Source organism: Zobellia barbeyronii, assembly GCF_018603515.1.
GTDB lineage: Bacteria > Bacteroidota > Bacteroidia > Flavobacteriales > Flavobacteriaceae > Zobellia > Zobellia barbeyronii.
The window spans coordinates 56,381-82,644 of the sequence record NZ_JACATN010000002.1 but is presented as its reverse complement, the minus strand read 5'-3'; the positions used below and the strand labels follow the sequence as shown (position 1 = coordinate 82,644).

The 26,264-nt window shown below is 37.7% G+C and carries 26 protein-coding genes; 14 read left to right on the top strand and 12 right to left on the bottom strand.

The features are described from left to right. Positions 1-340: 340 nt before the first annotated feature. Together aroC and HW347_RS04850 are read left to right on the top strand one after the other, a co-directional pair. Complete coding sequence (gene aroC, locus HW347_RS04855; RefSeq protein WP_214610812.1) at positions 341-1,411, top strand: chorismate synthase; 1,071 nt, start codon at positions 341-343, stop codon at positions 1,409-1,411. Between the two features lie 99 nt (positions 1,412-1,510). Further along, complete coding sequence (locus HW347_RS04850) at positions 1,511-2,836, top strand: dicarboxylate/amino acid:cation symporter (protein ID WP_214610811.1); 1,326 nt, start codon at positions 1,511-1,513, stop codon at positions 2,834-2,836. A gap of 73 nt (positions 2,837-2,909) precedes the next feature. Here the strand turns inward: HW347_RS04850 and HW347_RS04845 are convergent, their stop codons facing one another. From HW347_RS04845 to HW347_RS04830, 4 genes are all read right to left on the bottom strand, one after another. Then, entirely contained in the window at positions 2,910-4,016 is a 1,107-nt protein-coding gene (locus HW347_RS04845; protein WP_214610810.1) for a DUF748 domain-containing protein, read from the bottom strand. A gap of 197 nt (positions 4,017-4,213) precedes the next feature. Next, positions 4,214-4,621, bottom strand: coding sequence for a thiol-disulfide oxidoreductase DCC family protein (locus HW347_RS04840; protein WP_214610809.1), 408 nt, complete (start codon positions 4,619-4,621; stop codon positions 4,214-4,216). A gap of 69 nt (positions 4,622-4,690) precedes the next feature. After that, positions 4,691-6,865, bottom strand: coding sequence for an endonuclease MutS2 (locus HW347_RS04835; RefSeq protein ID WP_214610808.1), 2,175 nt, complete (start codon positions 6,863-6,865; stop codon positions 4,691-4,693). A gap of 79 nt (positions 6,866-6,944) precedes the next feature. Beyond that, the gene (locus HW347_RS04830) at positions 6,945-7,457 is read right to left on the bottom strand and encodes a DUF3124 domain-containing protein (RefSeq protein WP_214610807.1); all 513 of its coding nucleotides are present in this window, start codon (positions 7,455-7,457) and stop codon (positions 6,945-6,947) included. A gap of 159 nt (positions 7,458-7,616) precedes the next feature. On the opposite strand from HW347_RS04830, the gene HW347_RS04825 reads away from it, so the two are divergent. Beyond that, positions 7,617-8,282, top strand: a complete 666-nt coding sequence (locus HW347_RS04825; protein ID WP_214610806.1) for a uracil-DNA glycosylase — start codon at positions 7,617-7,619, stop codon at positions 8,280-8,282. Here the strand turns inward: HW347_RS04825 and HW347_RS04820 are convergent. Continuing rightward, on the bottom strand, positions 8,272-8,703 hold the full coding sequence (locus HW347_RS04820; RefSeq protein ID WP_214610805.1) for a hypothetical protein: 432 nt from the start codon (positions 8,701-8,703) through the stop codon (positions 8,272-8,274). The genes HW347_RS04825 and HW347_RS04820 overlap by 11 nt on opposite strands. Before the next feature lie 336 nt (positions 8,704-9,039). Here HW347_RS04820 and HW347_RS04815 point away from each other — a divergent pair, with 336 nt between their 5' ends. Beyond that, entirely contained in the window at positions 9,040-9,468 is a 429-nt protein-coding gene (locus tag HW347_RS04815; RefSeq protein ID WP_214610804.1) for a response regulator, read from the top strand. A gap of 1 nt (position 9,469) precedes the next feature. Here the strand turns inward: HW347_RS04815 and HW347_RS04810 are convergent, their stop codons facing one another. From HW347_RS04810 to HW347_RS04785, 6 genes are all read right to left on the bottom strand, one after another. Next, positions 9,470-10,315, bottom strand: a complete 846-nt coding sequence (locus HW347_RS04810; RefSeq protein WP_214610803.1) for a substrate-binding domain-containing protein — start codon at positions 10,313-10,315, stop codon at positions 9,470-9,472. Positions 10,316-10,412: 97 nt separating this feature from the next. Next, on the bottom strand, positions 10,413-12,452 hold the full coding sequence (gene ppk1, locus HW347_RS04805; protein WP_214610802.1) for a polyphosphate kinase 1: 2,040 nt from the start codon (positions 12,450-12,452) through the stop codon (positions 10,413-10,415). A 57-nt stretch (positions 12,453-12,509) separates the two neighbouring features. Continuing rightward, positions 12,510-13,382 (bottom strand): nucleoside phosphorylase, encoded by an 873-nt coding sequence (locus tag HW347_RS04800; protein ID WP_214610801.1) that lies wholly within the window; start codon positions 13,380-13,382, stop codon positions 12,510-12,512. Between the two features lie 4 nt (positions 13,383-13,386). Further along, positions 13,387-14,319, bottom strand: a complete 933-nt coding sequence (locus HW347_RS04795; protein ID WP_214610800.1) for a DUF1835 domain-containing protein — start codon at positions 14,317-14,319, stop codon at positions 13,387-13,389. Positions 14,320-14,439: 120 nt separating this feature from the next. Next, positions 14,440-14,769: a translation initiation factor gene (locus HW347_RS04790; protein WP_214610799.1), complete on the bottom strand. Its 330-nt coding sequence runs from the start codon at positions 14,767-14,769 to the stop codon at positions 14,440-14,442. Between the two features lie 2 nt (positions 14,770-14,771). After that, the gene (locus HW347_RS04785) at positions 14,772-15,722 is read right to left on the bottom strand and encodes an isopenicillin N synthase family dioxygenase (protein WP_214610798.1); all 951 of its coding nucleotides are present in this window, start codon (positions 15,720-15,722) and stop codon (positions 14,772-14,774) included. Positions 15,723-15,851: 129 nt separating this feature from the next. Here HW347_RS04785 and HW347_RS04780 point away from each other — a divergent pair, with 129 nt between their 5' ends. The 10 genes from HW347_RS04780 (at position 15,852) to HW347_RS04735 (ending at position 25,143) form a co-directional block, all read left to right on the top strand. Then, the gene (locus HW347_RS04780) at positions 15,852-17,828 is read left to right on the top strand and encodes an alpha-ketoacid dehydrogenase subunit alpha/beta (protein ID WP_225901824.1); all 1,977 of its coding nucleotides are present in this window, start codon (positions 15,852-15,854) and stop codon (positions 17,826-17,828) included. A 142-nt stretch (positions 17,829-17,970) separates the two neighbouring features. Further along, entirely contained in the window at positions 17,971-18,453 is a 483-nt protein-coding gene (locus HW347_RS04775) for a lipocalin-like domain-containing protein (RefSeq protein WP_214610797.1), read from the top strand. Positions 18,454-18,463: 10 nt separating this feature from the next. Beyond that, the gene (locus HW347_RS04770) at positions 18,464-19,159 is read left to right on the top strand and encodes an OmpA family protein (RefSeq protein ID WP_214610796.1); all 696 of its coding nucleotides are present in this window, start codon (positions 18,464-18,466) and stop codon (positions 19,157-19,159) included. 87 nt (positions 19,160-19,246) lie between these two features. After that, positions 19,247-20,371 carry an NAD(P)/FAD-dependent oxidoreductase gene (locus HW347_RS04765; RefSeq protein ID WP_214610795.1) on the top strand — a complete coding sequence of 375 codons (1,125 nt, stop codon included), beginning with the start codon at positions 19,247-19,249 and terminating at the stop codon, positions 20,369-20,371. Continuing rightward, on the top strand, positions 20,371-21,087 hold the full coding sequence (locus HW347_RS04760) for a methyltransferase domain-containing protein (RefSeq protein WP_214610794.1): 717 nt from the start codon (positions 20,371-20,373) through the stop codon (positions 21,085-21,087). The genes HW347_RS04765 and HW347_RS04760 overlap by 1 nt, the downstream gene beginning before the upstream one ends. Positions 21,088-21,091: 4 nt before the next feature. Further along, positions 21,092-22,147 (top strand): type III polyketide synthase, encoded by a 1,056-nt coding sequence (locus HW347_RS04755; protein ID WP_214610793.1) that lies wholly within the window; start codon positions 21,092-21,094, stop codon positions 22,145-22,147. Positions 22,148-22,168: 21 nt separating this feature from the next. After that, a complete protein-coding gene (locus HW347_RS04750; protein ID WP_214610792.1) occupies positions 22,169-22,948 on the top strand; it encodes an SDR family oxidoreductase in 780 nt (259 codons plus the stop codon). Between the two features lie 172 nt (positions 22,949-23,120). Beyond that, positions 23,121-23,573: a 3-hydroxyacyl-ACP dehydratase FabZ family protein gene (locus HW347_RS04745; RefSeq protein WP_214610791.1), complete on the top strand. Its 453-nt coding sequence runs from the start codon at positions 23,121-23,123 to the stop codon at positions 23,571-23,573. Further along, positions 23,566-24,840 carry a beta-ketoacyl-[acyl-carrier-protein] synthase family protein gene (locus HW347_RS04740; RefSeq protein WP_214610790.1) on the top strand — a complete coding sequence of 425 codons (1,275 nt, stop codon included), beginning with the start codon at positions 23,566-23,568 and terminating at the stop codon, positions 24,838-24,840. The genes HW347_RS04745 and HW347_RS04740 overlap by 8 nt, the downstream gene beginning before the upstream one ends. Before the next feature lie 48 nt (positions 24,841-24,888). Then, complete coding sequence (locus HW347_RS04735; protein WP_214610789.1) at positions 24,889-25,143, top strand: phosphopantetheine-binding protein; 255 nt, start codon at positions 24,889-24,891, stop codon at positions 25,141-25,143. 5 nt (positions 25,144-25,148) lie between these two features. Here HW347_RS04735 and HW347_RS04730 read toward each other — a convergent pair whose 3' ends face one another. Beyond that, positions 25,149-26,114 (bottom strand): TerC family protein, encoded by a 966-nt coding sequence (locus HW347_RS04730; protein ID WP_214610788.1) that lies wholly within the window; start codon positions 26,112-26,114, stop codon positions 25,149-25,151. Positions 26,115-26,264 lie beyond the last annotated feature (150 nt).

Below are 26,264 nucleotides of genomic sequence, written 5' to 3'. Positions count from 1 at the left end.
AATTTATAAATAGTATTCTGGCTCTCTCAAAAACGAATAGAATAACGGTTAGATTTACCGCTATTCTTGCTAACTCTGGGGATATACAAATAAATTACATATATGTAAAATGAATGTGAATTTGACGATATCAATAGGTGTTGAAATCATTAAATAATTATTAAGGAATACCTGCAACATCTTAATGGATAATACATAAAGGCTTATTTTGCGGTCAATGATTTAAGATTTATCTTTACCGCTAGCTTTAACCAAAATGACCATAAGCTCAACAAACAGTATTCTGTTTTAAGTTTGGATAGAATTAGGTTAAGCATTAATTAACTTTTAATATTTTAGAATGGCTGGAAATTCTTTTGGAACCCTATTTAAACTATCAACGTTTGGAGAGTCTCATGGTGTAGCAATAGGAGGTGTCTTAGATGGCTGTCCATCAGGAATTGAGGTCGATTTTGATGCTATTCAGAACGAGTTAAACCGAAGAAAACCAGGTCAATCTGCTATCGTTACCCAAAGAAAAGAACCGGATACTGTAGAATTTTATTCGGGAATATTTGAAGGGAAGACTACAGGCACACCTATTGGTTTCGCTATTCATAATACCAATCAAAAATCCCATGATTATACGCATATAAAGGACTCGTATCGTCCTTCGCACGCAGATTATGTCTATGACCAGAAATATGGTTTTAGAGATTATCGTGGTGGTGGCCGTAGTTCTGCACGGGAAACCGCAAGTAGAGTAGTGGCTGGCGCTTTGGCTAAACAGTTTTTGGCCGAAATGAAAATCAATGCTTATGTTTCTCAAGTAGGGAACATGAAAATGGAAACACCTTATCAAGATTTAGACTTTTCTCAGATTGAAGCTAACCCTGTACGCTGTCCCGATCCAAAGATGGCAGCAGAAATGGAAGAATACATCAAAGAGATTCGTAAAGAAGGAGATACCGTTGGAGGTGTTATTAGCTGTGTGATTCAAAATGTACCTATTGGACTAGGAGAACCTGCTTTTGATAAGCTTCATGCGGAACTAGGGAAAGCAATGCTTTCTATAAATGCGGTTAAAGGCTTTGAATATGGCAGCGGATTTGCCGGTGTTACAATGAAAGGCAGTGAGCATAATGACCAATTTAACCAAGATGGCACCACAAAGACCAATAATAGTGGGGGAATACAAGGTGGTATCAGCAACGGAATGGATATCTACTTTAACGTAGCTTTCAAGCCTGTGGCTACTATCATTCAGCCATACCAAACAATAGACAAAGAAGGTAATTTTGTCCAAACAAAAGGTAAAGGACGCCATGATCCATGTGTAGTTCCTCGCGCTGTACCTATAGTTGAGGCTATGGCCGCATTAGTAATGGCGGATTTTAGCTTGCTAAATCGTACTATTAAGGCAAATTCGTAATCAATTTATTGGCAATTCATTAAAACCAGAGGGGATTTGTAGGTTGTTTTTCTGCTTTCAGATCAAAAGCAGTATATTACTTGCTTAAACCTTTGATGAATGAAAAAATTGGAATTACACTGGAGAATATTGATCGGAATGGTCTTAGGTATTCTCTTTGGTTTTGGAATGACTTATGTTGATTGGGGCAGGGATTTTGTCCTGGATTGGATCAACCCTTTAGGATCCATCTTCGTTAAGCTTCTAAAACTAATTGCAATTCCACTTATTTTAGCTTCGCTGATAAAGGGAATATCGGATTTAAAGGATATCTCTAAGTTCCGAAACATTGGTTTACGTACAATAGCCATTTATATAGGTACTACAGTAATTGCTATTTCCATCGGACTTATTTTAGTGAACCTCCTCAAACCAGGCGAAGGAATATCTGAAGATACCATAGCCAAGTTAACAGAAACATATTCCAGTGATAGCGGTGTTACTTCAAAATTGGAAGAAGCGCACAGACAACAAGATAGCGGCCCGCTTCAGTTTTTAGAAGATATGGTGCCAGATAATGCTGTTAAAGCATTAGGAGACAATAGTTTAATGTTACAGGTTATCTTTTTTACCATTTTCATGGGTATCTCCATGCTTCTTATAGGTGAAGAGAAAGCCAAACCCCTCAAAGATTTTTTCGATTCTCTCAATGACATTGTCTTAAAGATGGTGGATTTGATTATGCTAAGCGCTCCTATAGCCGTATTTGCCTTGTTGGCGAACGTTGTCGCTACTTCTGGCGATCCTGATTTACTTATAGCGCTTTTAAAATATGCAGGAGTTGTTGTGCTAGGGTTATTATTAATGATTGTCTTCTATAGTATTGTGGTAGCCACGTTTACACACTACAGCCCATGGAAATTCTTGAAAGAAATGAGCCCTGCTCAACTTTTAGCGTTCTCCACAAGTTCTAGTGCAGCTACTTTACCGGTAACTATGGAAAGGGTAGAAGAACATATTGGTGTAGATAAAGAGGTATCTAGTTTTGTGCTTCCTGTTGGAGCCACCATAAATATGGATGGTACCAGTCTTTACCAAGGTGTTGCCGCTGTTTTTATAGCGCAGGCTTTAGGATTTGATTTAACTTTTGGCGGACAATTGACTATTGTACTTACTGCGTTATTGGCTTCAATTGGATCTGCAGCAGTTCCAGGTGCTGGTATGGTTATGCTAGTAATTGTTCTTGAGGCCATTGGTTTTCCGCAAGACAAGTTAGCTATAGGATTGGCACTTATTTTTGCTGTGGATAGACCTTTGGATATGCTCCGTACCGTAGTGAACGTTACCGGTGATGCTTGCGTTGCTATGATGGTGGCCAAATCCGTTGGAAAATTAGGAAAACCACATGTTCAGAATTGGGATGATCATTATGATGAAGTGAAATAACTAGTAAACCATATATTTTTAAAAAGCGAAGTAGTTTCGGGGCATTTGTTTTAACCAACAGTAACCTAATAAACTATTTCGCTTTTTGTTTTTTGCCATCAGCTTCCTTCTCTGCATCTTCAAAACTTATATCATTATCTACGACGCCTTTGTATGCTTTTACCCAAGCATTTTTAAAGATATTAGTCACTGTTGGCCATGTTTTTGTTCCTAAATTATTTAAGTCACCTTCTAAAGGGACTTTGGTGGCTAATGTGTTGTTCTTCTGGTTTTTGAGGACGAATTTAAAGAAGCCCACAAAGCCTTCCCATAAGGTTTCTAGAAACCCATCTTCTTTGCCAATAAGCTTACCGTTTTTTATAATAGGTTTTATAGACCCTTTAAGAAAACCATCTGCAATGGCTATTTCACCAAAAACCTCAAACGTGCCGCTTTCAAAATCTATTTCTGCATAATACTTCGTGAAATCATTCAATGCCTTTACATCTGCATCTGTGACCGAAAAAGCGATATCCATGTCAGGAACTTCTTTAACTAGGTTCATTTTACCGTCTAAGACCAAATCCCCTTGACCAATAGAAGTTGCAGTTGCGTGAATGTCTGATGGTAAGGTGCGCTCTTTTTGTATTACGTTCCTTAGATTGGTAGCGTTTAGATTCAGGTTTTTAATATTCAGGTCTATTGTTGGGTCGGCCTGGATTTGAATAAAGGCAACCGTGCCATCGGTTATTTGGAGATTATTAATTGAAATTGGAACTAAATCTGTTAAAGCCTTGGTCCAGTCTTCAACTTCAGGAGTCGTTCCATCATCTTGTTGATCTTCCAGTACATAAATAATCTTAGGTCGATTCATTTCGATTTCACTCACAATTCTACCCTCTAACAAGGCATTCCATTCTATTGAAATATCAGTTTTTTCAAAATCCAAGAAAGGAACTTCCGAGCCTGCTTCAACTTTGTTAAGAGTCATGTTTTCAATTACATACGCACCTCTATATAAATCAATATCAATACCATCAACATGGCCATAATATCCTGGAATATCTGCCAACACACCATTCACATAATTTTTGACCAATACCGGCATGAATAATCGTAATACAACTAGCAACACTATAATGCCTAGTGGAATTAAATACCGCTTTTTTTTATAGCCTCTTTTTCTCTTATCCTTTGACATAAATTATAAATCAGCTACAAAAATCCATGATTTAGCTTATTTAAGTTTGTTCATATACATAAAAGGCTATCTCATAAGAACATAGCTTCAATGTTTAGATTTAAATGATAAGTAGCGGGAATATTGACTTTTAAAGCGGAATAAGTATTCAAGAAAGGTAGATAGCAAAACATCTCTTCTTTAAAATAAAGACCGCCTTAACTTAAAAATTTGGCTTTAAGTTCGGGAGTAGGAATCATACATTGTTCCTTTTTGCCATACCACTTGTAGCGATTACGCGCAATAAAATCGTATACGATATCACGAATACTCACAGGAATCCATTGTAGGACAGAGGAAATAGTTTTATACCCTTTCAGCTGTTTGCCTATTTCTAATGCCGCATCAGATTTAATATAAAAAGCAACGCCGTGTTCAATAAGAATGATGGAATCTATATTTGAAGAGTCGATATTTCGCTGCGAAATCAACTTCTTTCCTAAATCGCTTTGAAGTGGCGCATATCGGAAAACATCTTGTTCATCATGTTTTATGATAAATTGAATAGCACCGTTGCAAAGGTTGCAAACGCCATCAAAAAGAATAATTTGTTTTGAATTTTCCACAAGGTAAAGTTAATGCTGTATTTATTGAAGACCTAAGTTTTGTCAGAGATTTAAGAAAGAACATTGACACTACTTCTTAACCCGCTCTACAAGCTCCAATTGATCAACGCTAACATTGGTGGTAAAGATGCCATAATTCACTATGGCTTTGTTCTTTTCAAGGTTATCAATAGATCCAACGGCTTTCCCATCTTTCATTCGGACGCGATCTCCTAGTTGAAAAACAGGGCGTGGTTTGTTCTTTTCTTTGATAACCGCCTTTTTCTTTTCGACTATCTTTTTCTCCCGAATTACCTTAACCTCTTTTTGAACTTCCTGAGTTACTTGCGCCTTTTTAGTACGTTCAACCTTAGCTTCTTTGGCGGTTTTCTTCTTACGCTTGCTATTTTCTGTTTCTACAATGCGCAATAGCTCGGAAACAAGTGGTCGTTTCTTATTATCAATAAAATAACGGTCTGCAGCTTTATCAATTTTATTTCCTAACTGTACCATGCGCTGGTCATGATCGTACAATTCTTGGTAATTTTCTAATTTGCTTTTTACCTTGGCGTTCAATTTCTCCAATCGCATGGCTTCTTCACGTGCTTTAGACTCTTCTTCTTGAAGTCTAGTGCCTGTTTGCGCCATTTTACTGCGTTCTTTCTGAAGTTTGGCTATCGTAGCGTCAAAACGGACTTTGCCTCGCTCTACCTTCTTCTTTGCTTTGTTTATTAAGCTGTAGGGGATGCCGTTTTTCTGGGCAACCTCAAAAGTAAACGAACTACCGGCTTCTCCTAGAACCAACTGAAATGTAGGTTCTAAGGTCTTACTGTTGAAAACCATGTTAGCATTAGTCGTATGTGGCAACTCATCTGCCAAGGCTTTTAAGTTGGCATAATGGGTTGTAATTACACCGTAAGCTCCACGTTCATAAAAAATTTCTAAGAAAGCTTCTGCTAAGGCACCACCCAGTTCCGGGTCACTACCGGTACCAAATTCATCAATAAGAAATAGTGTTTCATTATCGCAAATCCGTAAGAAGTTCTTCATATTCTTTAAACGGTAGCTATAGGTACTTAGGTGATTTTCTATAGATTGATTATCACCAATATCTGTCAATATTGTATTGAAAAAACAAACGGAACTCCTTTCATGAACGGGAATTAGGAGTCCTGATTGAAGCATTACTTGAAGTAATCCAATTGTCTTTAAAGTGATACTTTTTCCACCAGCATTAGGTCCGCTAATAACAATTATCCTATTTTCGGAATGTAATTCTATGGTCTGCGGATAAGTTTCTGTACGCTGTAATTTGTTGCTTAAATATAATAATGGGTGAAAGGCATCTCGTAAATAAAGTCGCTTTTCATCATTGATTTTCGGCAGCAATGAGTTCGTGTCCCTAGCATATGAAGCCTTAGCGGCAGTAATGTCCATATGTGCAAGGAAGTCCTGGTATTCAGCTAACAACCAAGCAAAAGGCCGTATTTGGTCTGTAAGCTCGTTTAGAATACGCTGAATCTCTTCCTTTTCATCATATTCAAGATTATTGAGTTCCCGACTATATTTTAAAGTAGCTTCTGGCTCTATGTAAACAATACTTCCTGTTTTGGAAGTGCCCATTACCGTACCCTTTATTTTTCTACGATACATGGCCTTTACGGCCAAAACCCTTCGATTTTCAACAACTGATTCCCGTATGTCATCTAAATAATCAGAACCGTGATAGGTGTTTAGTGCCGAGGCAAAACTCTGGCCTATTTTACCTTTCACTTGGTTCATTTGGCGACGTACATCAAAAAGCTTGTTAGAAGCGCGGTCTTTAACTTCCCCAAAGCGATCAATAACAACATCAATTTCTTTGGGAATATCTATGTTTAATTCAACTTTATTGGAAACTTCAAACAGCAAAGGATAATATTCCTTAAACTTTTTGAGAAATTTTTTATGTGCGGTTACCGTTGTACAGATGGTACCTATTTTTTTAAAACTCGAAACCTCAAGGGTTGTATTTTCTATTCTAAGTAACTGAAGCTCTTTGTTTATTCCGTCAAAACCATGAGGAGGTATTCGGTTTTCACTTATAAAAGACGACAGATACTCTGCTGTTTGTCCCAAAACCTCAACCACAACTTCCTTGTCGTCTATTGGAGTGATTTCCAATGCGCGTTCCTTGCCCATTTCAGTAGAGCAGCGAGCCGAAACTTGCTTTAAAACTGTAGGGAATTCAAGGTCTTGTACTGTCTTAGAGTGAATATTTGCCATTCTTATTTAATTGCGACGGCAAAGGTAGGCATTGGTAGCGAGATTTGAAATCCATTGAATAGACCAGAAAACTAGGCTATTACTCAATACGTCTTGCTTGTGTCGTAAACGAAAGACCTTGTTGAGACATTGTGGAGTTCATTATGCCTTCAAATAATGGCTCTGGGCAACCTTTTGGCACCTTCCATTCAATTATAAAATTAGAGCCTGTTCCGCCTTCAACATCAACCTCATCTATAATAATTTCAGTGGTTTCCATTGGAGCTAAATAAATAGGGTGGTCAAAATACGTTCTTACCGCTTTACCGTGCGTGTCAAAATATTCGGCTTTTGTCAAGTACACCGTATCCTTATCGCTTGTGTTTCTTAAACTAGCCATTGCAGTTAAGTTGTGCGTTTTGTGCTCTGTCATGCTATAAATTTGAGAATATATGGACAAATAGGATTTGCCATATTCTAAAGAGTCTTTATCGCTAATATTTATTTTTCGTTTTGACCAGTTTATAGGATTTATAGAGCTGACTTCTTTTTTCTCAGGAATACATCCAAAGAGTAGCGACACTATCAATAGGGATAAAATACACTTTTTCATTTTTCAAGATATTTAAAGCAGACTTTTCTTAGCCAATGCACTGTAAATTTTAGGTAATTTTGAAATCAATGAAAAGATAGCTTCTTTATAGAAGGTTTTCTTCAGATATAACATTGATTATATAAAATTACCCTTGCTATACAAAAATGATCATAAAATATGACAGTACAAATACATGAAAGCTGGTTAAAGCCACTTTCTCAAGAATTTGAACAACCTTATTTTAAGGAATTAGTCCAATTCGTTAGAACCGAGTATGCACAGCATACTTGTTACCCTAAAAAAAAGGACATATTTGCAGCCTTTGACCATAGTCCTCTTGACAAAACAAAAGTGGTTATTATAGGGCAGGACCCGTATCATGGGCCTGACCAGGCCAACGGACTCTGTTTTTCTGTAAAAGACGGTATTTCGCATCCGCCTTCGTTGAGAAATATCTTTAAAGAGATTGAAACGGACATAGGAAAACCTTATCCAGAAAGCGGAAACCTAGAACGTTGGGCTGATCAAGGCGTACTTCTGTTGAATGCCACACTAACCGTGCGTGCTCGTGAAGCTGGAAGTCATCAGAAAAAAGGCTGGGAGACTTTTACAGATGCGGTAATCAAGAAACTATCCGATGAAAAAGAGGATCTCATTTTTCTACTTTGGGGCGGGTTTGCTAAAAAGAAAGCTAAACTCATTGATAAGAAAAAACATCATATCTTAAATTCCGGTCATCCATCGCCGTTAAGCGCTAACCGTGGTTACTGGTTTGGGAATAACCATTTTAGTCAGTGTAATGAAATTCTACAGAATAAAGGACTAAAACCTATTAATTGGTAGTCTTATTTTCAACAAAACTATCATCTAAATTCCTTTTTTGATGGATTAACGGCTGTATGTCTGGCTTAATGCGTAAATATTCATGCCATTGATAGGAGTAGAGCACGTCTGCCATTTCAGAACTTTCATGACTTGATATTTTTTTTAGAAGGTACTCCTTTTCCCTGTAAGAAATATCAGGATTATTTGTTATCGATTCTCTTTTTACGATGTGTTTAGCGACCGTATTTTGAAATTCAAGAGCTTGTTTCGTGCCCATAACAAGCCTTGGTTGATATTCTGCCGTTATATCTATAGCTTCAAAACGGATGTTTCGGTCTATTTTAAGGGCATACAGAGTTTGTGCTTGAGCAAAAAGAAACCCAAAGAAAAATACGATTATGAATAGTAATGGTGATGTTCTTGCTGATTTTAACTTCATTTTCAATAGGAATTATTTAGACTTTAATCTTGCTGATTTTTCTAAAATTATAACTCTTAATGTCGAAAATAGAATGCTAATTGCCAAAACTTTGCAAAAGTTATTCTGAACTCAATTTCCTATCAAGATTAATTTGCGATAATTTTTAAGCAGAAATGTCATGTCTTCAAAGGTTTTCTATTCATTTGTAGGTTAATATTTTGCGACTATGATAAAATATTAGGGTAGTTAACAATAAATCTCTTACGGCTTAGGCTATTTAGTTAAAATTTCTTTAATTTTAACAAAGATTTTTTACCTAAGCACTATATGTACCATTAACTAACAAAAAAAACCATGAAAAATTTAGAGAGATTAAATTCAATACTACTGATAGATGATGATGAAATAAACAACATCTTACATTCAGTTTTTATTAACAAACTAGATTTGGATTTGAAAGTTGATACAGTGCTAAACGGTCAAGAGGGCCTTGATTTTATCTTGGGCGGTGATAAAGGAAAATTAGAATTACCATGTATGGTAATGCTAGATTTAAAGATGCCGATTATGGACGGATGGGAGTTTATGAAAGCATATGAAGAATCTGTTCCAAAAGAATTAAAAGATCAAATTACTATAGTTCTAGTAACTACAAGCGATAATCAAGAGGATAAAGATAGAGCGGAAAGCAATGAATTTATTGACGATTTCTCTCAGAAACCTTTATCTGACGATACTTTTAAGCATTTGATTCAAAGTCATTTTAATCTTGCTGCTATTTAAATTAATATAAGATCTTCAATAGGGGAATAGATTTATCAATTAGATTTAATTCCCTTAAAGTATCTTGAACTTTTGTCAATGTAGCTTCTGGAAGTTGCTTCTGGCTCCATTTCGTTATTTTCAGCCATTCTTGAATGTCTTCTAGTTGTTGGCTATATCTATTGGCTAAACTTCGGTCTATACTAGGTATCTGTTTAAATTCGGAAGTGTAGTCGTTGATGACCTCTAAAATATGATTCAAAGTGCTTTTCTCTTCATCAAGGAATTTTTGTGTGGCAGCAACTACAAAACAGGGCCATGGTGTAGGGCAGTCTCCCAAACGTCTAAAAACACCTTTGTCTACTAGGGGTTTCGTTGTAAAGTGTTCCCACATGAAGTAATCTGCTGTACCTTCCGTCAAAGCGGCAACTGCACCATCTAGGTTGTTTATGACTTCAAACTGAAGAGAGTTAGTCGCCCATCCTTCGTTTTGAGCATTTACAAAGGCCATTAAGTGGCTCCCGCTACCTAATCGGCTAATTGCCGCTTTAGTACCTTTTAAGTCGGCTATGGACTTATATTCGCTTTTAGCGCCTACATGAATTCCCCATTGTAGTGGTGTTGAAATATATTCCTGAACAATTTTAGCAGAATTCCCTTCTGTAATGCTTTTAACTAGGCCCTCGGTTAAGATGATTGCCAAATCTGTTTCCTCGTCTTGAAGCATTTGACACATTCTACCTGTACCTTCCGGAACTTCCGTCCATTGTAAGTCAATGCCTCTTTCTTCAAAAGCACCTTCCTCAATGGCCATATGCCAAGGGAGGTTGAAATGTTCGGGAACGCCAATTATTCTAACTTTCTTCATAATTCTTCTTTTCTATCGGAAACACCTGTAAATTTAAGAAACTTACTTCTCTTAACCTCGCGGCTATGGGGCTTTCTATTGATGATTTTTATTTTTTTTAGGAGCTTAAAGCTTTGTCTTTCGTCTTCAAATACTTATAAATGGCATATTGCGAACGAATGGGTTTTTCTTGTTCAAGGGAAACCAATGTGTTTGTATCATCTGCATCCTGCACACGGGCTTTTACAGAATCGTTTAATTGCAACTTAAGAATATCGTTTAACTCATTAAAAATATCAGAGTCAAGAATAGGTGTCAATACTTCAATTCGCCGGTCTAGATTTCGTGTCATCCAATCTGCGGAGCCTATGTACATTTTTTCATCACCATTATTATGAAACAAATAGATGCGGCCATGCTCTAAATAGCGGTCAACGATACTTGTAATCAGTATAGGTTCACAACCGGAAGGAACCTCAGTGGCCGATTTAGGCATGAGGCAGGAGAAACCACGAACAATAAGACGTACCTGAACACCTGCTTCATTTGCACGGTACAGAGCATCAATCATAGTCTTGTCTTCTAGACTGTTCATTTTTGCAGTAATCTTCGCGGGAAGCCCTTTTTTACTGTTTTTTATTTCATTTTCAATAGACTGCAAGAATACATTCCTTGTGTTGAAAGGTGAAACCAAAAGCCGCTTTAACTTAGGAATTATCAAATGACGTTCTAGTGTAGAAAACACTTGATTTAAATCTTCAGTTACTTGATTATGAGCAGTAAATAGCCCGTGATCGCAATAAATACTTGAAGTCTTAGCATTGAAATTACCCGTGCCTATATAAGCGTATCGTCTTAAAGAATCAGATTCGGTTCGTTCTATTAAAGCGATTTTAGAATGGACTTTGATATTAGGGATGCTAAAAAACACTTTGGCTCCTTTGTCTTCAAATATCTTACCCCATTCAATATTATTCTTTTCATCAAAACGAGCTTTAGCCTCTACGAAAATGGTGACTTTTTTGCTGTTCTCGAGTGCTACAAGTAAAGCATCTGTAAGTACCGATGCTTTAGCAATTCGATACAATGAAATTTTAATATGCTTAACCTTGTCATCTTTTGCTGCCGCAACGATAAAATTTTCTACGGCATCAAAACTCTGATAAGGAAAATGTACTAGCTGGTCCTTTTCTCTTATGGAAGCAAAAAAGTCTTTTGTTTTGGATAAAATAGGGTGTGGCAAAGGAACTTGAACCTTGTATGTTAAGTCCGGATTGTCTGTGGGATTGTTAAAACCGAAAAAGTCTGAAAGATTATGGTACCGTCCACCTGGAAAAAGGTCAATGTTTCCAATATCCAATGTTTTTCTAATAACTTCTTTATATTCTTCGGGCAAATTAGCATCATAAAGCAGCCGTGTAGGTTGACCTGATTTTCGTTGATGCAGCGCATCATAAATCTGATCGGCCAATGGCGTATCTCCAAAATCGTCTTCTAAATATAACTCAGCATCCCTAGAAAGCTTTATAGCGTAACTAGATTCAATGACTCCTTTTGGCAATAATTCATTCAGATGCATTTTTACTACATCGTCCAAGAACATGAATGAATGGCCATTTCCAGGAATCTCAACGAAACGGTCGTGTTGGTTTGTAGGGATTTTAACGAAGTGATATGTGTCATTAGCTTGTGCTACGAAAAGATACAAACCGCCATCAGATAATTTAGGGTTCTTATCTGTTGTGAAAACCTCACAATCAGCTGCAGTATCTTTGAAATAGGTGTTGAGATAAGCTTTTTGCTCGCTGGTAACTTCTTCATTAGTTACAAAGTGGATATCTTCTTTGAGTAATTCCTTAAAAATAGTTTCCATGATAGCGCCAAAACGTTGTTGTTGCTCATCAATGATGCGAAGAACTTTTTTAAGCTTCTTGTTCGGCTTTGAAATCAGTTTCTTTCGTAACGTTTTGTCAATGGACTTTAGCTGGCGTAACTGAGATATGCGGACTTTAAAGAATTCGTCAAGATTAGACGAGAAGATAGCCAGAAATTTTAGACGTTCTAGTAGGGGAGTAGCGGGGTTGTCTGCTTCTAATAACACTCTTTCATTAAAAAACAGCCAACTTATATCTCGGTCTTTGTAATCTTCATTTTCCATAGTCTCACAAACATAACAAATAGCTAGCTTATGAATCTAAAATTAGTGTTAACTAAATTATGAGGAGGTGAGCTTTTCTAAGGTGTATTTAATAAGCTCTTCGGTAGATTCTGTAGGCTTGGTGCTAAACTCGCCATTGGCTCTGTTGGCCAAAATACAGTTCATAGAAACAGCACGGTGGCCTAGTAATTTAGCAAGACCGTAAATACCGGAGGTCTCCATTTCTAAATTGGTAACCTTAACATCTTTGTATTCAAAAGAAGCTAATTTATCTTGTAGGTCGCTATCACTGAGTTTTAATCTCAAAACCCTGCTTTGTGGACCGTAGAAGCCTATATTAGTAACTGTAGTCCCTAATCGTATACGATTAGAAAAGAGTCTTTGGCCTAGACTTTCATCATATTTTACCACATAGGGCACTGATTTGCTTGGAGACCAATTAGCGTGAGCAACAAAAGCTTTAGACACATCTAATTCTTGAACAGACGCACTATTATAAAAATGCAATAAGCCATCAAGGCCCATGGCATATTCGCTCATTAAGAAAGAATCAATAGGAATGTCTGCTCTTATAGATCCGGAAGTACCTATTCTAACAATATCTAATACGGTTCTGTTGGATTTGATGGTTCTGGTTTCAAAATCAATATTGACCAGGGCATCCAGTTCATTGAAAACAATGTCAATATTATCTGTGCCAATTCCGGTAGAAATAACAGAAATACGTTTTCCGTTAAGCGTGCCGGTATGCGTATGAAACTCTCGCTTCCCTTTTTTCAACTCAATGGTATCAAAAAACTTGGAAACATTACCTACTCGGTCAGGATCACCAACCGTTATAATAGTTTCTGCAAGGTCTTCGGGTAATAAATTTAAATGGTAAATGCTCTTATCGGCATTTAAGATAAGCTCGGAGGGGCTTAATTGCATGGGGTTACAACTTTAAAATTCTATTAGATTCGGTATTGTACAGGTAATTGTATTTTAATGCACCGCCTAGATATACATTGTTGTCCTGAATACAGGAGTAGTAACTTGTTTTGTTCTCAAGTATCTCTTTTCCTTTTTTGGTAAGTCTTACCGGATTAAAAGAAGAGAATAAAGGTTTTAATCTTCCTAGTGCCCTTTCATACTGCGTATCTGAAAAACCTAAAGAACCTTGGTTTTGAAGTATTTCTGAAACAAAAGCACCTTTTGAAGTAGGCTTCTTATCTATTGCGAGCCTTAAAATGGTATTCTCCATTTCATTAAGTCCGTTTTTAATACTTGGAAAACGGTGTAAATGCGAACGAACGGCATCACCGAGGTAATTAAATTGGAATTCACCAAAATCGGATAAATTCTCTAAACGAATAGGGTTATCACTACAATATAATTGCCAGACATAATCCGCATATTCAATATCGTCTTGTGTTAAATCAATTTTGTTTTCGTACAATTTCCGCAATTGATCATCGCTCAATTCGTTTAAGCAGTACTTCTTATCAGTGCCATCTTCGTTGCCGCTACAAACTAGGGAAACTTGTGCGTATTTACGGTTGATCTTTAACCAACTAAGCACAGCAATCATATTTACTTGACAAAAAAGATCATACTCAAACCAGAGTACAATTTCATCTTGTTGTTTGTGATTACAAAGAGAACGGTATTCTTTCAAGGTCTTTTCAATGAACCATGATTTTGATACCTTATAATTTTTATTGAGAAATTCAAAACGGGCTTTCCAGAAAGATTCACTGCCAACATTGGTAAGTGTCTTGCCTTCGCAGAGCATCTCACGCCATGTGATAATATCCCCACTAAGGTTTAGTGTTTTTATTCTATCCGTAAAGCTATCTCCGTTAGTGATGTGCAGAAGGGAACTCATTTGAGGTCTTGATTTAGGTTCGAAAGATTAAAAGTACTATTAATTCAAAATAAAGCAAAAATAATTAACAGAATTAAACCTCTCTACCTTAGGTGTGTTCAAGCCTTGTGTTTAAAGGGGTCATCCGCCAACGCGCTTAACGGAGAACCCTTTTTCTTTTAATAACCCCATAATTTTGTCTCTATAGTCCCCCTGAATTATGATTTGACCGTTTTTAAATGAACCTCCTACACTTAATTTGGTCTTCAGTTCTTTTGCCAATTTTTTGAAATCACTTTCTGCGCCATTATATCCTTCTAAAATGGTAATAGGTTTCCCTTTGCGCTTTTCATATTTACATATGATAGGGTCATCCTGTAACCAGATATTATTTTCTTTTTTAGAGGTGGTTTCTGTTTTTTCCGGCTCATGTTCCGGGAACAAATTCTTGAGTTGGTCCTGTAAATCCATGTTTATGCTTTTATCAACCCTAATTCAATTAAACGTTCATGCAAGAACTCGCCTGCAGTTATGTCTTCAAATTGTTTTGAATGCGCATCATCTACACAGTTTTCTAGGCAATTAAGTGGCATATCACCTACTGGATGCATAAAGAAAGGAATAGAGTACCGAGAAGTGCCCCAAAGCTCTTTAGGAGGGTTCACCACTTGGTGTATCGTTGACTTCAATTTGTTGTTCGTAAGCCGAGATAACATATCACCTACATTGATCATTAATTGGTCTGGACGAGCAATGGCATCTACCCATTCACCTTCATGATTCTTTACTTGAAGTCCGCGTCCATGAGCACCCATTAATAAAGTAATAAGGTTAATGTCTCCATGAGCTGCAGCACGGACTGCATTTTTAGGCTCTGATGTTATAGGAGGATAATGAATAGGTCGTAAGATTGAATTCCCATTCTTTATATAATCATCAAAATAGGTTTCCTCTAAATTAAGATGAATAGCTAATGCCCTAAGTACATATTTAGCTGTTTTCTCTAACATTTGGTATGTTTCCTTACCAACAGCATTAAATGTTGGCAATTCCTTAACCTGAACATTATCTGGATATTCTGCTTCTAGCTTTACATCATCTTGTACGTACTGTCCAAAGTGCCAAAATTCTTTTAAGTCGCCTTCTTTCTTGCCTTTAGCATGTTCTTTCCCGAATGAGGTATAACCACGTTGGCCGCCTATTCCTTCAATTTCATACGTATCTTTCACTTCTTGAGGAAGATCAAAAAACTTTTTGATTTCATCATAAAGGTTCTTCACTAAATCATCTGATAGAAAGTGCCCGCTTAAGGCTACGAAGCCAATATTTTCAAAAGCGGAACCAATTTCTTTTATAAATTTTTCTTTTCTTTCAGCGTTATCTGAAACAAAATCTTGTAAGTCTACACTAGGTATTGCACTCATGCCGTTGCTTTAAAAGTTTTCTCAAAGTTAGTAAAATATGCTCAACTATTATATATAACAAATGGGGCGGTAGATGTGGTATTTTTGCTACTTTTATCTACCGAAAAGGAAATCACACCAAAGAGTTTTATGCAATACGATAAAAGGAATTTAAGCGAAGCGGTTTTATTTAAATTATATAAAGACCTTCAGCGGCCCCGCATGATAGAGGAGAAAATGTTGATTCTCTTGCGACAGGGTAAAATTTCAAAGTGGTTTAGCGGTATTGGGCAAGAGGCTATTTCAGTAGGTGTCACCAATGCATTAAATGAAGAAGAGTATATCTTACCCATGCATAGAAATTTGGCTGTATTTACTACGCGTGGTATTCCGTTGTACCGTCTTTTTTCACAGTGGCAGGGTAAGATGAACGGATTTACCAAAGGCCGCGATCGTAGTTTTCATTTTGGCACCCAAGATTATAAAATTATAGGAATGATCAGTCACCTTGGCCCACAACTGGGAGTGGCAGATGGAATTGCATTAGGCGATGTTCTTCAGAACAAAAAAGCGGTTACTGCTGTTTTTACAGGTGAAGGTGGAACCAGCGAGGGTGATTTTCATGAAGCATTGAATATTGCCTCTGTATGGAGTTTGCCCGTTATTTTTTGCATTGAAAATAACGGTTACGGACTTTCTACCCCTACAAAAGAACAGTACAACTGTGAAAACCTAGCGGATAGAGCATTGGGCTATGGTATGGAATCGTATATAATTGATGGTAATAACATAATAGAAGTTTACACTAAACTGAAAGAGATTGCAGAAGAACTCCGGGAAAAACCACGTCCGGTTTTAATTGAGTTTAAAACTTTTCGCATACGTGGACATGAAGAGGCTAGTGGTACTAAATATGTCCCCGAAGAATTAATGACGGAATGGGGAAAGAAAGACCCGATTTCCAATTATGAGAGGTTTCTTTTGAAAGAAGGAATATTAACGGATGAAAAAATTGAAGCCTTACGAGTTGAAATTGAAACGGAGATTAACGAAAATCTTAAGCTCGCTTTTGAGGAAGATGAAGTTCAATCAGAACCTGAACAAGAACTACAGGATGTCTATGCGCCTTTTGAATATCAGGAAACGAACCCGGGAAGCGTTGTAGAGCATATTAGATTGGTTGATGCTATTTCCAAGGGATTGAAGCAATCTATGGAGAAGCACTCTAGTTTGGTTATCATGGGTCAAGATGTGGCAGATTATGGTGGCGTATTTAAAATTACCGAAGGATTCATGGATGCTTTTGGTAAAGAACGCGTTAGGAATACGCCTATTTGCGAATCTGGAATTGTTTCGGCTGCGATGGGACTTTCCATAAATGGAATGAAAGCAGTAGTAGAAATGCAATTTGCTGATTTTGTTAGTAGCGGTTTTAATCCCGTAGTTAACTATTTAGCAAAATCTCATTACCGTTGGAATGAAAAAGCTGATGTCGTTATTCGTATGCCATGTGGCGGGGATGTAGGTGCTGGCCCATTTCATTCACAAACTAATGAAGCTTGGTTTACTAAAACACCTGGGCTAAAAGTTGCGTATCCTGCTTTTCCTTATGACGCAAAGGGGCTATTGGCTACAGCTATCAATGACCCTAATCCAGTTCTCTTTTTTGAGCACAAAGCTTTATACCGCAGTATTTATCAAAATGTGCCTGCAGATTATTATACACTTCCTTTTGGTAAAGCTGCCAAATTGAAAGAAGGGGGCGATATTACTATTGTTTCCTATGGTGCAGGGGTGCACTGGGCATTGGATACATTAGAGAGGAATCCTGATATTTCTGCAGACCTTATTGATTTGCGAACCTTAGCACCTTTGGATATGGAGGCTATCTATACATCCGTAGAAAAAACTGGTAAACTTATCATTCTTCAAGAAGACAGTATGTTTGGTGGTATTGCCAGTGACATTTCTGCCATGGTAATGGAAAATAAATTTAAATACTTAGATGGACCAGTAAAGCGTGTGGCCAGTATGGAAACACCTATTCCCTTTGCTAAAAAACTAGAAGACAATTATTTGCCTAAAAATCGGTTTTATGTAGTATTAAAAGAACTTTTGGAATACTAGTTATAGAGCAACAATCTTAGTGTTTAAAAGCATCATAACGTATCTAGATTCGGTACTTTTGTAGTATTAATATTTGTTTAACGGTGGGTAGACAACAATGCAATGGTCTCAACCGTATATATGCAAACCTTAAATCAAAATTATGATTAAAAACAGTGTAGTAATGCTAGCACTGGCTCTGATATTGGGATCATGTTCCATATCAAAAGAAGTGCGGAATGAACGCAAGACCATTAACGGTAATTGGGTTTTGGAGCATGTAGGATATGAGGGCAGTGAAGGCTCCTTTAAATCTATGCTTTTTGAAGACGCCAACGGGTTCTGTTTTGAAGGAAGTACGTGGTACTTTTTAGAAAATAACAGCACTGGAAGTTACGCGATACCTACAGACAATAGTGTTTGTGCAGGAGGTGTTCGTAATATTAGATGGTCTGTTTTAGAAAACGAAAACGGAAACGACAAGTTGCAATTCAAATACATAGATGAAAAGAAAAAAGATATTTATGGTAAGGTGGGATATCGATTAGAGATTCTTTCTCTAAACGAATCGCAAATGACATTAAAATCAGATGTAAACGTTGATGGTAGTCCTGTATCTGTCGTTTATAAATTCTCAAAACAATAAGAAGTAACATATGAAAAAGTCAGTTTTAAAATCGGCATATATCATCATGGCATTGACCATGGTCGTAGGATGTAAAACCATCCAAAATTCAAATAGTAAGCAGAAAGGTGCCGTAATTGGTGCGGGTAGTGGTGCTGCCATTGGTGGTATTCTTGGCAACAATGTTGGAAGCGGTAATAATACCGTTCTTGGAGCTATTCTTGGCGCTGCTATTGGTGGTGTTGCAGGTGGTTTTATTGGTGATCACATGGATCGTCAGGCGGAGCGTATTGAGGAAGAAATTCCAGGAGCAGAAGTTAGTCGTGTGGGTGAAGGTATTAATGTGACTTTTAATGAAGATGCCGGTGTTTATTTTGACACTAATAAGTCTGATGTAAAAGGAACATCCCAAACTACACTGAATAAAATGGCCCAAATTCTAAAAGACTATCCAAAATCTAATGTTTTGGTAGAAGGTCATACAGATAGTGCTGGACCTGAGGATTACAATATGAATTTGTCTAAGCAAAGAGCTACATCGGTAACCAATTACTTAATTTCTCAAGGTATTGATAAAAGCCGTTTGGAAACTAAATGGTATGGTGAGGCTCAGCCGGTAGGAGATAATACTACAACAGAGGGTAAAGCTAAAAATAGAAGAGTAGAATTAGCTATCGTTGCTAGTGAAGCGCTAAAACAAGAAGCAAAACAACAGGTTAAAGGATAATGATTTATTCGTAATTCTATAATTTTTTGAAAAATACCGACAGAAGCTGTCGGTATTTTTTTTGTCTAAATTGACTATCTTCCCTTAGTGGAGCAATATGACGTAATCATTGTTGGAGGAGGTTTGGCGGGTTTAACAGCGGCCATTCATTTAGCAAAAGCTGGCCACGAGGTATTAGTCTTTGAAAAGGAGCCTTACCCACACCATAAGGTCTGTGGAGAATACGTCTCCAATGAGGTGCTTCCGTATCTAAAAAACCTTGGAGTAGACTTAGCCAATTTTGGCGCGGTTACCATTGATACGTTAAAGTTTTCTACTATAAAAGGAGCGGTTCTAGAAGTCAAGTTGCCTTTGGGCGGCACGGGTATTAGTCGGTATGCTTTTGATAATTTATTATATAAACAAGCAGAGGCCTTAGGAGTGACCTTTGTTTTTGAAAGTGTCACTTCAATAACATTTCAAAATACTATTTTTGAGGTAATTACAGGTGATAGTAAAATGTATACTTCAAGAATAACAATTGGTTCATATGGCAAAAGAAGTGTTTTAGATAAGCAATTAAAGCGTAGTTTTATACAACAGAAATCTTCTTGGTTAGCGGTTAAAAGCCATTATAGTTTAGATGATTTTCCAGTCCATGAAGTCGGACTGCATAATTTTAAAGGAGGGTATGGCGGACTCTCAAAAACCGAGACAGGTGCGGTTAATTTTTGCTATTTAGTATCTTATAAAAGTTTTCAGTTAGAAAAGGGTATTGATCAATTTAATGAGAAAGTTGTTAGTGAGAATCCCATTTTAAAAGACTTCTTGTACAAAGCAAAACCTCTTTTTGAAACACCTTTAACCATAGCTCAGATTTCATTTCATGCCAAGAATCCAGTAGAAGAGCATGTACTTATGTGTGGTGATACGGCAGGTTTGATTCATCCTCTTTGTGGCAACGGTATGGCAATGGCCATTCACAGTGCTAAAATAGTTTCTGAATTAATCGATACTTTTTTAAGCGGAAAAGAAAAGGATCGAAAAAGGATGGAACAGGCTTATGCTAAAGAATGGAGCCGTACTTTTAAGAGGCGATTATGGTTGGGTAGAAGATTGCAATCATTATTATTAAATGAGACCTTATCTAACTGGGCAATTTCATTGGTAGCAAAACAACCCTGGCTTTTAAAACAACTAATTAAGAACACGCATGGCAAACCGATTAGTTAATGGGTGATTTTTCAAAACGAAGTACGGAAACCGAGTTAATGGACGATTTATCTCTGAATCAAACTCACCTTGAAAAGGTATTGCTTGATATTGATAAGGCCAATCGTTTTTTGAATGGAAATAAACTGACTATTCAAGCCATACATCATCTAATACGTAATAAAAATCTAGAATCATATACGATTTTAGATATGGGTTGTGGTAATGGGGAGATGCTAAGAACTGTAGTTTTATGGGGTCGGAAGCATTCCATTAAACTAAAATGCATAGGAGTAGACTTAAACGAAAAAAGTCTGGCCATTGCGCGTGAACAATCACTTGATTTTCCTGAAATTCGGTATTTGAAGCAAGATATTCTAGAGTTGCAACCAGATGAATTACCATGTGATATTTTACTTTGCACTTTAACCATGCATCATTTTAGGAATGAGCAAATTCCGCAATTCTTGACGCAGTTTTCAAAATTGAGCCGTATCGGATTTATCATTAACGATTTAGAACGAAGTACATGGGCATATCAACTTTTTAAACTGTTTAGTGCTATTTTTATGCAGACAGATATTGCAAAAAAGGATGGTCTAACGTCTATACAAAGTGCTTTTAGAAAAGATGAATTGATTGCCTTTTCTAAAAACCTACCTAAAATGCAGCATTTTATCCATTGGAAATGGGCCTTTAGATATGTATGGGTAGCCCAGCAAAAACGACCGAATTAGATATATGAATGAAGTTCGAATAGTAAATACGTCCAAACAATTACCGGATTATTGCAAGCCCACGGAGGAGATACTCCCATTTGTGAATCTATGGCTTTCTGGGCAGGAGGACCGTTTTAAGCGTAAGGTCATAAAGATTTTTGAAGGTGCTGCCGTAGACAAGCGTTATAGCATTATGAACCCAGAAGAGGTTTTTGTAGCCACTTCGTTCGAAGATAAAAATGCCATTTATGTACGAGAGGTCAAAAAACTAGGAAAAAACGTTCTTGAAAAAGCGTTAAACGATAGTAATTGGGCGGCAGACTCCATAGATTACATTATTACGGTAAGCTGTACTGGCATTATGATTCCTTCCTTGGATGCGTTTTTAATCAATGATTTGGGGTTACGGCAAGATGTAGTTCGGCTTCCGGTTACGGAGATGGGCTGCGCTGCTGGTGTTTCTGGTTTGATATACGCACATAACTTCCTAAAATCAAATCCTGGTAAGCGAGCAGCTGTTGTTGCCGTTGAAAGTCCAACAGCCACATTTCAGCTTAATGATTTTTCTATGGCCAATATGGTGAGTGCTGCTATTTTTGGCGATGGTGCTGCCTGTGTGCTTTTATCTTCGGAGGATAATGCAGTAGGACCGATGATTAAAGGAGGAGAAATGTATCATTTTAAGGATGCTACCCATATGATGGGATTCGATTTAACGAACCACGGGCTCAAAATGATTCTTGATATTACGGTGCCAGAAACCATAGCGGAACATTTCCCAAATATTGTACATCCGTTTTTGGAGAAGCATGGCACATCTATAGAGGCCGTAGATCATCTTATTTTTCACCCTGGAGGGAAGAAAATAGTACAGACGGTTGAGGAGCTTTTTGGAAAGATGGGTAAGAATATAGATGGTACACGTGAAGTTTTAAGGCTGTACGGAAATATGAGCAGCGCAACAGTACTTTACGTATTAGAGCGTTTCATGGAAAAAGATATTAAACAGGGCGAGCAAGGACTCATTCTTAGTTTTGGCCCAGGATTTTCGGCTCAACGGGTATTATTGGAATGGTAAGAAGTTTTTAAACAAAATCAGATGACAGAGAAGTGGGTTCTTATTCTTGGTGGAAGTAGTGGTCTGGGTCTGGCCACAGCTAAAAAAATGGCTAGTCACGGGTATCATATCATGATAGTACATAGAGATAGAAAGATTGATTTAGAGCAAATTAACGAACAATTTCAAGAAATTACTTCAAGTGGGGTTAAGTTGCTAGATTTTAATATAGATGCCACTAATCCTGATAAACGAAGACAAACAATTGATGAAATCAAAACAACTTTGTCCACGACGGGAAAAATCAAAATGCTTGTTCATAGTATAGCCAAAGGAAGTCTAAAACCCATGGTTTCCAGCAAAGAGACTACCTTGAATCATCAAGATATAGAAATCACCTTAAATGCCATGGCTTTAAGTCTTTATGATTGGACGAAGGAGGCATTTGAAGCGAATTTATTTAATGAAGATGCTCGCATTGTAGCTTTTACAAGTGAAGGAAGTAGCAAGGCTTGGGAAGGCTATGCAGCCGTTTCGGCGGCCAAAGCAACCCTTGAGGCACTGACTCGCAGTATTGCGTTAGAATATGCTCTAAAAGGCATTAAGGCCAATTGCATTCAGGCAGGGACGACGGAAACTAAAGCATTTCAAATGATACCGAATAGTGAGGTTTTGAAGAAAAGTGCGCTAGAACGTAACCCCAATAAACGCTTGACTACACCAGAAGATGTTGCCAATGCAGTTTATTTGCTTAGTACTAATGAGGCGAAATGGATTACCGGTACGGTTATTAAAGTAGATGGTGGGGAGAGTTTGCGTTAACCCCTCCCTTCGACTGCGCTCAGGAAGGGGCTTGGGACATAAGAGTAATTTCCTTTTGCTGCGCTCAGGAATGGGTCAAATTTGAAGAAAACTGCTTTAGAGCTTAGCCCTCCCTGAGCCCAGTCGAAGGGAGGGTGTGCTGAGAGATGCTTGATAAATAGAAATATTAAGAATGGAGAAAATAGATATCATAGACCAACTGCCTTACACGGAACCTTTTTTATTCGTTGATGAACTCATGGAGGTAGGCGAAAACGGAGCGGTTGGTGCTTATACCTTTTCTGGAGATTCTGATTTTTATAAGGGGCATTTTAAAAATCATCCGGTTACTCCGGGAGTCATCTTAACTGAATGCTGTGCGCAGATAGGTGTGGTGTGTTTAGGTATTTATCTATTGCAAAACGAAGTCGATTTTACCCAGAAAACCATTCAAATAGGTATGAGTAGTACGCAGATGGAATTTCTATTTCCGGTTTTGCCTAATGAAAAAGTAACGGTAACCTCAGAGAAAGTCTATTTTAGGTTCAATAAGCTAAAGTGTAAAGTAAAAATGCATAACTCCAAAGGGCTATTGGTCTGTAAAGGAGAAATATCGGGAATGTTTAAAAGTAATGCGAATGCGTAGAAGAGTCGTCATAACGGGAATGGGTGTTTGCGCGCCAAACGGAATAGGTTTAGAGGCTTTTTCCGAAGCCTTGGCTAATGGCAAAAGTGGGATACGATTTCAGCCAGAATTGGAAGAACTCGGGTTTGGTTGTCAGATTGCGGCAAAACCAGAACTCAGTGATGAATTACTCGCTCAATATTTTACACCATTGCAATTACGTGGACTAAACGCAACCGGTATTATGTATGGCGTAATAGCTGGTGCCGATGCTTGGAAAGATGCTGGCTTATCTATAGCGGATAAGGAACAACCAGATTGGGATAGTGGTATTCTCTTTGGTTCCGGTACTTTGGGAGTGGATAAATTCCGAGAGGCCATGTACCAAATTGATGCAAAGAACGTCCGTCGTTTGGGGAGTACAACGGTTATCCAAACCATGGCTAGCGGTGTAAGTGCCTATTTGGGTGGTATTTTAGGTTGTGGCAATCAGGTTACAACTAACTCTTCGGCCTGTACAACGGGTACGGAAGGTATTCTTATGGGGTATGAGCGTATTGCATACGGGCAAGCAGAACGTATGTTGGTAGGTAGTTGTAGTGATAGCGGCCCTTATGTATGGGCCGGTTTCGATGCTATGCGCATCCTTCCTAGAAATTATAATGATAATCCAGAAGCAGCAAGTAGACCTATGAGTGCGTCTGCGGAAGGTTTTGTGCCAGGAAGTGGAGCAGGGGCCATGGTGTTGGAATCGCTAGAAAGTGCCCAAGCCCGTGGTGCAAAAATCTATGCCGAAATCCTAGGGGGTACCGTAAATAGCGGTGGACAACGTGGTGATGGTACTATGACCGCACCCAATAGTGAGGCGGTGCAACGCTGTATTTCTCAGGCAGTGGTTAACGCGGGAATTCAAAATAATGATATTGATACGATAAACGGACATTTGACGGCCACATCAAAAGATGCGCTAGAAATAGCGAATTGGAGTGCCGCTTTGGGGCGTTCGGGAAGTGATTTTCCATATATCAATTCATTTAAGGGTCTTTTTGGCCATTGCTTGTCAGCTGCTGGCAGTATTGAATGTGTGGCATCTGTGCTTCAGTTTAATAGATCGCAAGTCTTTGGTAACTTGAATTGTAAAGATCTTCATCCTGAAATTACAGACATTATTACTTCTGATCGCATTCCACAGAAAACTATCAAATATCAACCAACTATTTTGGCAAAAGCAAGTTTCGGTTTTGGGGATGTAAATGCTTGTGTTATTTTTAAACGATATACAGATTAAAACCCGAATCCTGAATATCAGCAATCAATCAAAATCGACTTAAAAACTATGAATCATGAAATTAAATATAATAAGCTTAAAGACATTGTTAAGGTGTATTTACCTGAAGATGTTTCCGTAGATGCTATAACGCTAGAGAGTAATTTTATTAGTGAACTCAACATTAATTCTGCCAACTTAGTAGACATTGTTCTAGATGTAGAAGATGAATTTGACATCATGTTAGAGAATGCAGACATGGATAAAATGCAAACCGTACAGGACGCCCTTGGTATTATTGATGCAAAGCTAGAGGCTAAATAAGATTCTTATTCATCTTGTTCTACTTCTTCATGGGTTTCTTTCTCGGGAATCAACAAAGAGGCGGCAATACCAGAGAGCAATGCCAAAGATATCACGGCAAGAGACAACCATTCCGGTAATTCTAACATATGCGAGAATAGCATTTTGAGACCTACAAAGGCTAGTATAACCACAAGGCTATAGTTTATAAAGCGGAATTTGTCCAGCATTCTAGAAATAAGAAAGTACATAGAACGCAAGCCTAGAATAGCCAATATATTAGAACTGAATACAATAAAAGGATCTGCTGTAATGGCTAAAATAGCGGGAATACTATCTAAAGCAAACAAAACATCTGTCAACTCAATAACCACTAAGGCTACAAAAAGGGGAGTGGCGGCGTTTATGCCTTTTAATTTCACAAAAAAATCATGCCCGTGAAAATCAGATGTAATTGGGTAAATTTTGCCAATCTGTTTAAAAACCCATGAATCTTTAGGTTTAAAGTTCTCCTCATCACCTTTCAACATTTTGTAAGCGGTCCAAAGTAGGAATACTCCAAAGACGTAAATAATCCATTCAAACTTGGTGATTAAAGCCACACCAAAGAAAATCATCAATCCCCTAAAAACAATAGCGCCAAGAATCCCCCAAAAGAGCACCCTATGCTGGTACAGGGCCGGAATCTTAAAAGCGGAAAATATAACGGCAATAACGAATACATTATCTATACTAAGCGATAATTCTATAAGATAACCGGTTATGTATTTTAGTACGGCGGTATTGGGCGTAAGGTTTGTGGGGTTTTCTACCAAGCCATCTGTAAAAAGCCAGTAGATGACGCCACTAAAAGACATGGCCACGGTAACCCAGATGGCCGTCCATATAGCAGCTTCCTTACTTTTTATAACGTGTTCATGTTTATTGAACACGCCTAAATCTAGCGCAAGAAATATAATAATCAGAGTAATAAAAAGTATCCAAACTAACATAATACGCAGTTTTAAGGCTGCGAATATACTTCATTTTTACTGTTGTTCAAGACGCATATGAAAAAGGATTTGATTCATTTGAAGAGCGTAATCGAGAGTTGAAAAATGAAAGAGGAAGCGTTACTTAGATAATGGAATTTAGAGGGTAAA